At 41.8% G+C, this 13,091-nt stretch carries 9 protein-coding genes, 3 tRNA genes and 1 pseudogene; all 13 read right to left on the bottom strand.

Annotation, left to right across the window (positions count from 1 at the left end; translation table 11 throughout):
* Positions 1-63: 63 nt before the first annotated feature.
* The 13 genes and pseudogenes from HMPREF0851_RS11380 to HMPREF0851_RS11320 all read right to left on the bottom strand — a co-directional run bounded on the left by HMPREF0851_RS11380 (position 64) and on the right by HMPREF0851_RS11320 (position 13,035).
* A complete protein-coding gene (locus HMPREF0851_RS11380; protein ID WP_000071433.1) occupies positions 64-4,455 on the bottom strand; it encodes a PolC-type DNA polymerase III in 4,392 nt (1,463 codons plus the stop codon).
* Between the two features lie 103 nt (positions 4,456-4,558).
* Positions 4,559-6,640 carry an elongation factor G gene (fusA, locus tag HMPREF0851_RS11375; RefSeq protein ID WP_000090354.1) on the bottom strand — a complete coding sequence of 694 codons (2,082 nt, stop codon included), beginning with the start codon at positions 6,638-6,640 and terminating at the stop codon, positions 4,559-4,561.
* A gap of 394 nt (positions 6,641-7,034) precedes the next feature.
* On the bottom strand, positions 7,035-7,505 hold the full coding sequence (rpsG, locus tag HMPREF0851_RS11370) for a 30S ribosomal protein S7 (RefSeq protein WP_000087873.1): 471 nt from the start codon (positions 7,503-7,505) through the stop codon (positions 7,035-7,037).
* A 19-nt stretch (positions 7,506-7,524) separates the two neighbouring features.
* A complete protein-coding gene (rpsL, locus tag HMPREF0851_RS11365; RefSeq protein ID WP_001142332.1) occupies positions 7,525-7,938 on the bottom strand; it encodes a 30S ribosomal protein S12 in 414 nt (137 codons plus the stop codon).
* A 478-nt stretch (positions 7,939-8,416) separates the two neighbouring features.
* Entirely contained in the window at positions 8,417-9,016 is a 600-nt protein-coding gene (locus HMPREF0851_RS11360; RefSeq protein WP_000772076.1) for a response regulator transcription factor, read from the bottom strand.
* A gap of 1 nt (position 9,017) precedes the next feature.
* Positions 9,018-10,114, bottom strand: a pseudogene (locus HMPREF0851_RS11355) (sensor histidine kinase).
* On the bottom strand, positions 10,114-10,851 hold the full coding sequence (locus HMPREF0851_RS11350; protein WP_025169877.1) for an ABC transporter permease: 738 nt from the start codon (positions 10,849-10,851) through the stop codon (positions 10,114-10,116). The pseudogene HMPREF0851_RS11355 and the gene HMPREF0851_RS11350 overlap by 1 nt, the downstream one beginning before the upstream one ends.
* Position 10,852: 1 nt before the next feature.
* A complete protein-coding gene (locus HMPREF0851_RS11345) occupies positions 10,853-11,737 on the bottom strand; it encodes an ABC transporter ATP-binding protein (protein WP_001055982.1) in 885 nt (294 codons plus the stop codon).
* On the bottom strand, positions 11,724-11,918 hold the full coding sequence (locus tag HMPREF0851_RS11340) for a hypothetical protein (protein ID WP_000709168.1): 195 nt from the start codon (positions 11,916-11,918) through the stop codon (positions 11,724-11,726). The genes HMPREF0851_RS11345 and HMPREF0851_RS11340 overlap by 14 nt, the downstream gene beginning before the upstream one ends.
* Positions 11,915-12,121: a hypothetical protein gene (locus HMPREF0851_RS11335; protein WP_025169876.1), complete on the bottom strand. Its 207-nt coding sequence runs from the start codon at positions 12,119-12,121 to the stop codon at positions 11,915-11,917. The genes HMPREF0851_RS11340 and HMPREF0851_RS11335 overlap by 4 nt, the downstream gene beginning before the upstream one ends.
* 654 nt (positions 12,122-12,775) lie before the next feature.
* Positions 12,776-12,849, bottom strand: a tRNA-Pro gene (locus tag HMPREF0851_RS11330).
* Positions 12,850-12,864: 15 nt separating this feature from the next.
* Positions 12,865-12,938: transfer RNA gene (locus HMPREF0851_RS11325), tRNA-Arg, on the bottom strand.
* A gap of 11 nt (positions 12,939-12,949) precedes the next feature.
* Positions 12,950-13,035: transfer RNA gene (locus tag HMPREF0851_RS11320), tRNA-Leu, on the bottom strand.
* Positions 13,036-13,091 lie beyond the last annotated feature (56 nt).

Here is a 13,091-nt window from a genome sequence, read left to right as displayed (position 1 = left end):
TTGAAGAAATATACCTTTTAGTCTGGTATTTCCCTTCAATCTGTAACTCAAAATTCCTATTTTTTAAAACAACTCATCAAACAAACTCAACTGGTTATCCTCTGGCATATTTCCGAGAATGCCCATTTCATCCATCTTTTCAACCAAGGTTGATGAGAGTCCACCACGCTTGCGCAACTCTGTTTTAGAGAGGAATTCTCCTTCTTCACGCGCTCGCACTAACTGCTTGGCAACGTTCTCTCCCAGACCATCCATTGCTACAAATGGTGGGATGAGGGTATCCCCATCGATAAGGAACTCTGTCGCCTGACTACGGTAGAGATCGAGCTTTCCAAACTTGAAACCTCGTTCCCACATCTCATTGACAATCTCAAGAGTTGTATAAAGATCGATTTCCACATTAGAGGCTTCATTGTTCTTCCGTTTTTCAGAGATTTCTTCCATTCTGCGTTTGATGGCATCCAAGCCCGCACCCATGGTCTTGATATCAAAAGCCTTGGCACGGATTGAGAAGTAAGCACAGTAATAATAAATGGGATGGTGAACCTTGAAGTAGGCCACACGCAAGGCCATCATAACGTAGGCTGCCGCATGGGCTTTAGGGAACATGTACTTAATTTTCCCACAGGACTCGATATACCACTCTGGCACCTTATTAGCCTTCATGGCTTCGATGTAGCCATTACGTTCCTCTTCGGAAATCTTCAACCACAATCCCTTACGTACCCGTTCCATAATGGTAAAGGCCATCTTAGGTTCCAGACCCGCATGCATGAGGTAAACCATGATGTCGTCCCGACAACCAATAACGGTCGACAGGTCCGCAATTCCTTGCTTAATCAGATCTTGGGCATTGCCAAGCCAAACGTCGGTACCGTGAGACAACCCTGACAACTGAAGCAATTCTGCAAAAGTCGTCGGATGGGTCTCATCTACCATGCCTCGGACAAAATTGGTTCCAAACTCAGGAATCCCCAGCATGCCCGTTGGCGTTCCAATTTGCTCAGGTGTTACCCCTAACACATCCGTCCCAGAAAAGAGGGCCATCACACCTTCGTCATCCATAGGGATTTCATTGGGGTCAATACTAGACAAGTCCTGCAGTTTTCGAATCATAGTCGGATCATCATGTCCCAGTACATCGAGTTTGAGGACGTTCTCATCAATATCATGGAAGTTAAAGTGAGTGGTCTGCCATTCAGCCGTGACATCATCTGCTGGATACTGGACAGGTGTGAAATCATAGACATCCATGTAGTTCGGAATAACAACGATTCCCCCCGGGTGTTGTCCTGTCGTTCGTTTGACACCAGCAGCACCTTGAGCGAGGCGTTCTACCTCTGCATCACGATAAAACTTGCCATAGTCTCGCTCGTATCCCTTTACAAATCCATAGGCAGTCTTAGCAGCCACCGTACCAACTGTTCCCGCACGGAAGGCATATTCCTCACCAAAAATATCACGTACATCCAAGTGAGCGCTAGGCTGATCTTCTCCCGAGAAGTTCAAGTCAATATCGGGAACCTTGTCTCCATCAAAACCAAGGAAGGTCTCGAAAGGAATATCCTGTCCGTTTTTGCTGAGTTTGTAACCACAGTTTGGACAATCCTTATTGGGCATATCAAAACCTGAACCATAAGAACCGTCGGTGATAAACTCACTGTACTGACACTGACCACAGACATAGTGAGGAGAGAGAGGATTAACCTCTGTAATCCCAATCATGGTCGCAACAAAACTAGATCCGACAGACCCACGAGAACCAACCAAGTAACCCCGTTCATTGGAACGATGCACCAACATCTGGGAAGCCAGATAAATCACAGCAAATCCATTCCCCAAAATGGAAGTCAGTTCTTTTTCAATCCGCAAATCAACAATATCTGGTAGCGGATTTCCATAAATCTCAAAAGCTTTCTTATAGGTCAACTCAGCAACTGTTTCTTCAGCCTTATCAATGAAAGGCGTGTACAAGTCACCCTTAACCACCTCAATAGGTTCAAAAATTTCTGCCAAGGCATTGGTATTTTCAATAACCAATTTACGAGCCAGTTCCTCTCCCAAGAAGGCAAATTCATCCAACATCTCATTAGTCGTTCTAAAATGAGCCTTGGGAAGAGGAGCTGGTTGGGCATGCTCACCGTGACCAATGGTACGGTTAATTATCGCCCCTTGGCCCAAACTACGGACGATAATTTCGCGGTAAATCTCTTCTTCTGGTTCAATATAGTGGACATTTCCCGTAGCCAAAACGGGCTTCCCAAGACGGTCTCCCACTTCTATCAAACTTTTGATAATGGTCTGGAGCTCCTCCATATCCTTGACTTGCTCCTTGGCAATCAATGGCGCATAGATAGCTGGTGGCATGACCTCGATAAAGTCATAATACTTGGCCACCTCAACCGCCGCATCCACACCTTGAGAAACAACTGCATCGAAAACTTCACCCTCTGAGCAAGCTGAACCTAAAATTAAACCTTCCCGATGGGCATCTAGAACTGTTCTCGGAATCCGCGGCACTCCTTCAAAGTACTTAGTATTGGACAAAGAAACTAGCTTAAAGATATTTTTTAAACCTACCTGATTCTTGACATAAATGGTCGCATGCTTAATCCGAGCTTTTTTATAAGAATCTGGACTAATCAAATCAATGTTAAGTCTAGCTAAATCGGTCACACCATGTTTTTCTGCTACCTCTTTGATAAAGATAAAGAGCAGACGACCAGTAGCTTCCGCATCGTAATTGGCCATATGGTGATGTTCCAAGGCCACACCAAAACGCTTGGTCAAAGGCCCCAAACCATGACGTTTATACTCAGGATAGAGGTTTCTAGCAAACTCCAGCGTATCAATAACTGGCTGGCTAATTTTAGGAAGACCATGACGCTCATAGTTGGCATTCATAAAGCCAACGTCAAAGGTCGCATTGTGGGCGACTAGGACCGTATCCTTACAAAATTCTTGGAATTCTTGCAAAACTTGTTCCAGTGGTTTAGCATTTTTGACATGGTCATCTGTAATCCCAGTCAACTCAGTAGTAAAAGCTGACAAGGGATGCCCAGGATTGATAAATTCATCAAATTCAGCAATGACATTCCCCTTGTACATCTTAGAGGCCGCAACCTGAATCAAGTCATTATAGATGGCTGATAGACCCGTCGTTTCCACGTCAAAGACCACGTAGGTCGCTTCCGACAAGTCCATCTCCACTTCGTTATAGACGATAGGGACACGATCCTCCACGATATTGGCTTCCATTCCATAGATTAGCTGTATTCCCGCTTTCTTAGCCGCCTTATAGCCGTGTGGGAAGGACTGGACATTCCCATGGTCCGTGATGGCAACCGCCTTGTGTCCCCACTTAGCAGCTGTCGCAACGATTTCTTCAACCTCTGGTAGAGCATCCATGGTCGACATGTTAGTATGAGCATGAAACTCAACCCGCCGCTCACCTTCTGGCATCAAATCCTTCCGCTCATAGTGAACAACTTCCTGCACATCCTGCACGTTCATAGTCAAATCGCGTGTGAAGTTATTCATCTCTACATTCCCACGAACTCGGAGCCAAGAATTTTTCTTGATGAGATCAAACTTCTGGGCCTCTTCCTCGTTCTTAACCCACTTTTGCATCGAAAAACTTGAAGTGTAGTCCGTCATTTTAAAGTTGATTAAAACACGCCCTGTTCTAGTCACTTTTTGCTCCACATCAAATACAACCCCTTCAAAGACCAGACGATTTTCCTCCGTCGTCACTTCGATCATAGGAGTAATTTCTGCCTTGTCCAGCTTTGGCTTAGCCGCAGCCTTTTTGGCCTGAAAATCAAAGGCTGGTTTCTCTTCTGCTGGAGGAGGTGCCATCTGTTCCAGTTGCTCCATAGCACGGAGCGCTTCCTCATTGGCAGCTTGAACAATCTGCTCATTTTCAGCATGAAAGGCCTCTTCCTGCTCTTGGGTCAGCACTTCATTTTTCTCTACTTGACAAGTAAAAGTTGGAAAACCAAACTTTTCAAGTTGTTTCGCTAAATTAGGAAGATGATTCTTCTTAAAATGTTCCTTATCAATCGCCTCAGAGCCTTCAATAAAGAGCTGATTTCCCTCCGCACGAACTTGCAAATTTTGATAAAGGGACTTAAAACCTTGACTAGCACATGGTCCCTCAGAAAAAGCCTCTCTATAGTAGGACTGCAAGAGTTGATTTGAAAATTCTTGAGACAGAGCCTTGATTTCGAAAACAGCTTTATTCCCTGTCTTAGAAAATTCCTCGCTCAAACCTTTCTTTAATTCTAAAAAGATTTCAATCGGTAAAATATTAGAAAATACGAAATGAAACTCCCATACCTTACTAATTTTATGAACCACAACTTGCTCAATATCAGCCTGTGATAAAGCAGGAGCCTGTCTCATTTCAGCAGGCATCCCCAGTTGATTCATCAAAATTTCAAAACTATTTGACATTCATTTTCCTCACATTATTCTTCTACTATTTTACCATATTTAGAGGTATTTTCTAAAGACAAAAGGAAGCCACTAAGTGACTTCCTTCTAGAGGGAGGACTAATTAGTCTTCACCTTTGTTTTTCTTAATGATTTCTTCTTGTACTGACTTAGGTACATCTTCGTAGTGGTCAAATACCATCATGAATGTACCACGTCCTTGAGATGCAGAACGAAGAACTGTTGCATAACCGAACATTTCAGCAAGTGGAACGTAAGCACGAACGATTTGGCTGTTACCGTGTGCTTCCATACCATCTACACGTCCACGACGAGCAGTTACGTGACCCATAACATCACCAAGGTTTTCTTCTGGAACAGTGATTGTTACAAGCATCATTGGCTCAAGGATAGCTGGTTGTGCTGATTTAGCAGCTTCTTTAAGGGCAAGTGAAGCCGCGATCTTGAAGGCAGTTTCAGATGAGTCGACATCATGGTATGAACCATCGTAAAGCTTAGCTTTAACGTCAACCATTGGGTAACCTGCAAGAACACCGTTAGCCATAGATTCTACCAAACCTTTTTCAACCGCTGGGATAAATTCACGAGGAACCACACCACCGACGATTGCGTTTTCGAATTCGAATCCTTTACCTTCTTCGTTTGGAGTAAATTCAATCCACACATCACCAAATTGACCTTTACCACCAGATTGACGTTTGAAGAATCCACGTGCTTGAGTAGAAGCGCGGAATGTTTCACGGTAAGATACTTGAGGAGCACCTACGTTCGCTTCAACTTTGAATTCACGACGCATACGGTCAACAAGGACGTCAAGGTGAAGCTCACCCATACCAGAGATAACTGTTTCACCAGTTTCAACGTTTGTTTCAACGCGGAATGTTGGATCTTCTTCAGCCAATTTTTGAAGGGCGATACCCATCTTGTCTTGGTCAGCTTTAGATTTTGGCTCAACCATCAATTGGATAACTGGTTCTGGAACGTTGATTGACTCAAGGATGATTTTAGCTTTTTCATCTGTCAATGAGTCACCAGTTGTAGTATCTTTCAAACCAACGGCAGCTGCGATATCACCTGAGTAAACAGTGTCAATTTCTTGACGGCTGTTCGCGTGCATTTGAAGGATACGTCCGATACGTTCACGTTTACCTTTAGAAGTGTTCAATACGTATGAACCTGATTGAAGAACACCTGAGTAAACACGGAAGAATGTCAAACGACCTACAAATGGGTCAGTCATGATCTTGAAGGCAAGAGCTGCAAATGGCTCTTCGTCAGATGCTGGACGAGTTTCTTCAGCGTCTGTATCAGGGTTAATACCTTTGATTGCTGGGATATCAAGTGGGCTTGGAAGGTAGTCGATAACCGCATCAAGCATCAATTGAACACCTTTGTTTTTGAAGGCAGAACCACACAATACTGGGAAGAATTCAACGTTGATAGTCGCTTTACGGATACCAGCTTTCAATTCTTCGTTAGTGATTTCTTCACCTTCGAGGTATTTCATCATCAATTCTTCGTCAGTTTCAGCAACTGCTTCAACCAATTTTTCACGGTATTCTTGAGCTTGGTCAAGGTATTCAGCTGGAATATCTTCTTCAAGGATATCTGTACCAAGGTCATTAGTATAGATTTCAGCTTTCATCTTGATCAAGTCGATGATACCACGGAAGTCATCTTCAGAACCGATTGGCAATTGGATTGGGTGTGCGTTTGCTTGAAGACGATCGTGAAGTGTGCTTACAGAGTAAAGGAAGTCAGCACCGATTTTGTCCATTTTGTTGGCAAATACGATACGTGGAACTCCGTACTCAGTTGCTTGACGCCAAACTGTTTCAGTTTGAGGCTCAACACCTGATTGTGAGTCAAGAACGGTAACCGCACCATCCAATACACGAAGAGAACGTTGTACTTCGATTGTGAAGTCCACGTGTCCTGGTGTGTCGATGATGTTTACACGGTGATTGTTCCATTGAGCTGTTGTCGCAGCAGATGTGATAGTGATACCACGTTCTTGCTCTTGCTCCATCCAGTCCATTTGTGACGCACCTTCGTGAGTTTCACCGATTTTGTGGATTTTACCAGTGTAGTAAAGAATACGCTCAGTAGTTGTTGTTTTACCAGCATCGACGTGAGCCATGATACCGATATTACGAGTTTTTTCAAGTGAAAATTCGCGTGCCATGAGGTTTGTTTCTCCTATTTATTTTTGATTTCTATTCTATTATAACACGATTTTAATAAAAACGGATAGGCAGGACCTACCCGTTCTCAATATTTTCATGCTATTGTTGGTTTCGACTTGTAGAACTACAAGTTGAATTGAACTCGGGCTAAAGTTCGTTAGCCCATTTGAGCTGGAACGGGATGCTGTGTGAAAAAGATAAACTTCCTTGTATTCATCGAATACTGCGTCAGTTTCCTATTCTCACCTTGCATCCTTACCGTTCCTAGCATCATGACCTAGTTGAGCTCAAGCTAAAAGTCTGGAGAAAAAGATGAATCTCATTGGTTGCAATCGCAACCTGCTTCGATTCCCTATTTTCTCTGAGACTTTCTTAACGCTTTCGCATCCTATATTACCAACGGAAGTGTGCGAATGCACGGTTAGCTTCAGCCATACGGTGAGTGTCTTCACGTTTCTTAACAGCTGCACCAGTGTTGTTAGCAGCATCCAAGATTTCTTTTGCAAGACGGTCTTGCATTGTGTGTTCACCACGAAGACGAGCGATTGTTACCAACCAACGAAGTCCAAGTGTTGTACGACGTTCTGGACGAACTTCAACTGGGACTTGGTAGTTAGAACCACCAACACGACGTGCACGTACTTCAAGTACAGGCATGATGTTTTCCATAGCTGTTTCAAATACTTCAAGTGCATCGTTACCAGTAGCTTCTTTGATTTGCTCAAAGGCACCGTAAACGATTGAAGCAGCTGTACCACGTTTACCATCAAGCATAACGCGGTTGATAAGACGAGTAACTAGTTGTGAATTGTAAAGCGGATCTGGCAATACGTCACGTTTTGGAGCTCTATTTTTACGACTCATTTCTCTTTATCCCCTTTCCTTATGCTTTTGGACGTTTAGTACCGTATTTAGAACGGCCTTGTTTACGATCGTTAACACCTGCAGTATCAAGTGCACCACGGACGATATGGTAACGTACCCCTGGAAGGTCTTTTACACGTCCACCACGAAGAAGAACCACGCTGTGCTCTTGTAAGTTGTGTCCGATACCTGGAATGTAGGCAGTAACTTCGATAAGGTTGCTCAAACGTACACGAGCGAATTTACGAAGGGCTGAGTTAGGTTTTTTAGGTGTCATTGTTCCAACACGAGTTGCAACACCACGTTTTTGTGGTGAAGAAACGTTTGTTTGAACTTTTTTATGACTGTTGTAACCAACGTTCAAAGCTGGTGATTTAGATTTTTCTACTTTTGATTTACGCGGTTTGCGAACCAATTGGTTAATTGTAGGCATCTACATTCTCCTGTGTTTTTTTATTTTTGGTGATGATACACTTGGTGACAGCTATCATCTGTGTGTACTTTTGCAACATTTGTCAGCACGTCCCTGTACACTCTTGAGAGACCAAAAGTAAAAAGTACCGTCTATTATTGTAACAAAATTTTCCCTTGGTTGTCAAGATATTTTTCTTTTTTATTGTTAATGGTAACTTCTCAAAGTAACTTCCACCATAGCGGAACTTAATCTGAAACGCTTTCAGATGAGGGGATTTTGTGCGCTCTTTTTTTCGATTCCTTTCGGCTACAAAGCGATGAAATCAAGCATTAGTAAAACCAGTGGAAGTTAGTTTGGGAATTTACCAATTTCAGCTCTGGTATCCCGCTTCTAAAAGAAAGAAAAGGAGGAATCCCCCCTCCTAAAGTTTGGTATTGTTCCATTCAATCCCATCCCATCGATTTTAGCACATAATGTTCAAAAAAATATTATATCATCACAACCAACCCGATTCTTTCGCGATATTAGCTGCCTCTGTTCGATTACCTGCATCTAGTTTCGAAAGAATATTGGTGACATAGTTTCGGACTGTTCCGTTGGATAGATAAAGTTTATCTGCAATTTCTTGATTAGAGAAGCCCTGAGCGATTCCCTTTAAAACTGCGATTTCTTGTTCCGTTAATGGATTGGGGTGCGTCATCACCACTTCCATCAATTCAGGCGAATACTCCTTGCGTCCTTCGAGGACGGTATGCAAGGTTTTCATGAGGTCTGCAATGTTTCTTTCTTTTAATACATAAGCATCTACTCCAGCCTTGACCGCACGTTCAAAATACCCAGGACGCTTGAAAGTTGTCACCACAACCACCTTTGTTTCTAGATTTTCTGCTCGTATCCACTCCAAGACTTCAAGACCTGTCTTAACAGGCATTTCTACGTCAAGAACGGCGATATCTACAGACTCCTTTTCTAATAGTTGGATTGCTTCTTGCCCATTCTTGGCTTGTAAGACAGACTCTACATCTGGTTGAAGCGTGAGCAACTGGCACATGGCATCTCGCAACATACTTTGATCTTCTGCAACAAGTAGTTTCATCTTAGTTTCTCTCCTTATAAGGTAGTCGAACCTGAACTTCTGTCGGTTGTTTCCAACTAATTACCTTTACTTCTCCCGAAAATGGAAGAACACGATCTCGAACTGTATGGAGGTCATCCCCCTTTATAGAAGCAAAGCCACAGCCATCATCTCTCACTGTTAGAATGAGTTCTTTCTCTGTCCGTTCTAATTTCAAGTAGACTTTAGACGCTTTAGCATGTTTGATGATATTGGTCACTAATTCAAGCAAAATCATGGAAGCCGTTGACTCCAATTCCTGAGTTAAGCTAGCTGTATCTAGTTGATTAGCTATTTCCACCTCAATTCCAGCAATTTCTAACATCTTTTTCACAGTCTCTAGTTCGGATGTCAAAGTTCTAGACTTAATATTTTCCACAATGGTTCGCACTTCACGCATTGATTCTTTGCTAATTTGCTGTATTTCTCTTAATTCCTTTTCCACCTGTAGATAAGCCTCCATCTGAAATAACTGCAAGGCTAAATCTGTCTTGACACTAAGCATAGCAAAGGTATGCCCCAGACTATCATGCAAATCTTGACCGATACGACTGCGTTCATTTTCAGCAAGCAATAGATTTATCTGGACATTTTGCTTAGCCTGCGCTTCTTTCAAATCCTCCACAATCCGAATCCGAACCAAGCCAAAAGTCATTAAATCGACAAAAGCAAGAATTACAAGTAGATAGAATAGAAACTCAACTTCTATTCTCTGAAAAATCACAAGTTGCCCCACAACAAGGACTTGAGCAAGAAGAAAAGTCCAGACATGTAAAGACTTTAAACTACGTACGCTGAAATGATAACTTAAGAGATTGGATAGGAAAAGAAAAACCAGATATAATTAACAGCAACAAAGGCAGTATTCCCAACTACATAAGTCAGCATGAGAGCCCAATATAGCCAAGATAGGCGCTGGCTCTTAGTTGTTAAAACACCCAAATATGCCACTACAAATAGAATATCAATCAATAAATGCCAGGCAGAAAGCCACCCAGTCACTACAGGTAGGATGGGGAAAATCATAAAAATTAAACTGGCCCAAAACATATAGTGTATGCTTTTCAGTCTTTCAAGCATTAAGAATTCTCCTTATGACCTTGAAGGTAAATGGTCAAACCAAACAAAACTGCTGAAAAAACAAGTAGATAAACTGTGGCTGATAAATTGATGCCACCCTCGTTTAAGAAGGTCTTGAGCAACTCCATCAACTGATAAGTTGGTAGACACTTCCCGATTGCTTGCATCCAGTCTGGAAATAAAGAGATGGGCATCCAGAGTCCGCCTAAAACAGCCAAGCCTAGATAAAGAAGATTGCCCACGACAGACATCAGCTGACTAGAAGGCAAGAGTGTCAAGGTCAAGCCAAGCGCTACAAAGGCAATACTTCCTACTATCAGTAAAATTGCAGCCCCAATCCAGTTTCCAAGAGACATATCCACACCTCTTACAAAATGCCCAACTGAGAAAACAACCAGAATTGAGACCAAATAATCAGCTATCATACTTGTTATCTTTGATAGATAATATTCTACCATATTTACAGGGCTATGACGTAATATTTTCTGCCAGTTGTTGATCTTGTCGGTATGTAAAACAACTGGGAATGAAAACATAGCTGTCGACATCATGGAAAAAGCCGTCATGGAGATGAGGTAGTCGCGCATAAAATTAGCCGGCCCACCTGGTGTTTCCTGGTACATGCCTGAAAAGAATAAATAGAAGGCTGTCGGCATCCCTACGGATAATAGATAATAGACTAATTGTCGTTTGGTTAATAGAAATTCTATCTTGTTTAGTGCGATCCATCGTTTCATCTTAGTCATCTCCCTTTTGTGTTTCTTCAAAGATTGTATCTAGCAAACTACGGTTATTAACTTCGATTTCTTGTATGCTACATCCTGCTTGAACTAACAGTTCCCAAAAAGCATTTGCCTCTAGTGTGACTACTTGCAGAGCATCTTGTTTTTGTACCCAGTTTTCAACCAAGTTAGACTGCTCAACAATTTCCTTGTATGCCAGAGGAAGAATAAAGTGCTTTTCAATCTCCTCACTGCGCATGGCTAGAGGTGTTGTATCGCGAATCAACTCTCCCTTATTCAAGACCAAGATTCGGTCCGCTGTATGCTCTACCTCTTCGATGTAATGGGACGAATAGAGAATGGTAACTCCCTGCGCTTTTAGATCCTGAATAATTTCCCAAAAACGTTGACGGGTAGAGGTATCCATGGCAGCAGTTGGCTCATCTAAAAAGACAAGCTTTGGTCGCCCAATCAAGGTCAAGACAAAAGAAAAGAGACGCTTTTGCCCACCTGACAATTTTTCTGCAAACTGGTCTTTTTGTTGTTTATCAAACTGCAATAGTTGATTGATTTCCTGCTCGCTCAAGGGGTTTGGATAGATACGTTGAAAGAAAGCAATCAACTCTTTGACCTTTAATTTCTGAACAATCACATTCTCTTGAGGAAGATAGGATCTTGTATAGTCTAACTTAGAGCTCGTCACTGGCAATCCTTGGATAGATATTTGTCCACTGGTGACCAGTTTATCTCCAAGTAAACAGTCCAAAAGTGTCGTCTTACCAGCACCATTTGGCCCAATCAAAGCGACACATTCACCTTCAGCTACCTCAAAGGAAATATCCTTCAAAATAGCCTTACCCTTGATGTTTTTATGTAAGGCTTGTACTTTAATCATGTTCATAATATTCTCCTTTCAGCCACTCCTTTCCCATTGGAAAGGCGATAAAAATCATAAATCCTAATCCCCATACACCACGGATGAATTGGTGAAGGAAGGCTTGAACAAACCAACCTGTAGACATTTCTACCAACCATACCACTAGCGACAGTCCAATAAAGAAATAGATGATTGCTTTTTTCATTCCTCAAACTCCTTTTTTACATCTGAGACTAATTTCAAACCTTCTCTGACAAGCCAAGACATCATCCCAAAGCCAGCAAATAGCTCCCAAGGAAAATGATAAACTCCTTCATCTAATCCTGAAAACATGAGATAAGTCATGACTCCTGCTGCTACTAAACTCATTGCGACAATTACTTTATGTTTCATTTTTCCTTCCTCCATTTGATACATCTATTATAATTCTTTGAAGCTACTGCCACTAGAAGCTTCTGTCATAAGGAGATATGACAAATGTCATAAAAGGTTCTGTTTAAAAGAATCAAGAAACATTACACAACAAAACACTAATAGATAAGAATCTATATTCATTTCCTTCAAAGTGATATGAAATCCAATTCATACTATAACGTAAAATAATACTCATTTAAAAACTCAAGAATTGAAATTTTTATCCTATAAGCACATATATTATACGTTGTGCCAAAAGATTTTTTATTGCTTTCTTAAAAATTAGTAAGATTTATAAAAACTCTTTCATTTCAAGTGTATACCTACACAACAGTAGTTATTAAAAAGCCTAGCAACAAAAAATACTATAATTTTAATTGACTATCATTTTATAACATGAATTACTTTTACCCAAAAAAGAGAGAACCAAACTGATTCTCCCTTAAGATAAATAATATGGCTCTAAACATAAAAAAAAGAGGCTCTATAATATTTGTAGTGGGTAAATCCCCTATGGATATTATGGAGCCTATTTTGTTGTAGAAAAAAGAAAGGACGAAATTTGTCCTTTCTAGAGCTTAACTTTTCTTCAACCCACTACAGTTGACAAAGAAGAAAAAAAGATACCTCAAGTATCCAGATAATTAATCGGGAAGACAGGATTCGAACCTGCGACACCTTGGTCCCAAACCAAGTACTCTACCAAGCTGAGCTACTTCCCGAGTTAAAAAGAAAAATGCACCCTAGAGGAGTCGAACCTCTAACCGCCTGATTCGTAGTCAGGTACTCTATCCAGTTGAGCTAAGGGTGCTCATTATATTATGCCGAGGACCGGAATCGAACCGGTACGATCGTTACCAATCGCAGGATTTTAAGTCCTGTGCGTCTGCCAGTTCCGCCACCCCGGCCTCTCTAAGCGAACCGACGGGATTCGAACCCGCGACCCCACTTCGGCTAAGGTGGT

The sequence above is a fragment of the Streptococcus sp. M334 genome (assembly GCF_000187745.1).
In the GTDB taxonomy this organism is placed as follows: domain Bacteria; phylum Bacillota; class Bacilli; order Lactobacillales; family Streptococcaceae; genus Streptococcus.
This window is presented reverse-complemented; position numbering and strand designations above follow the sequence as displayed.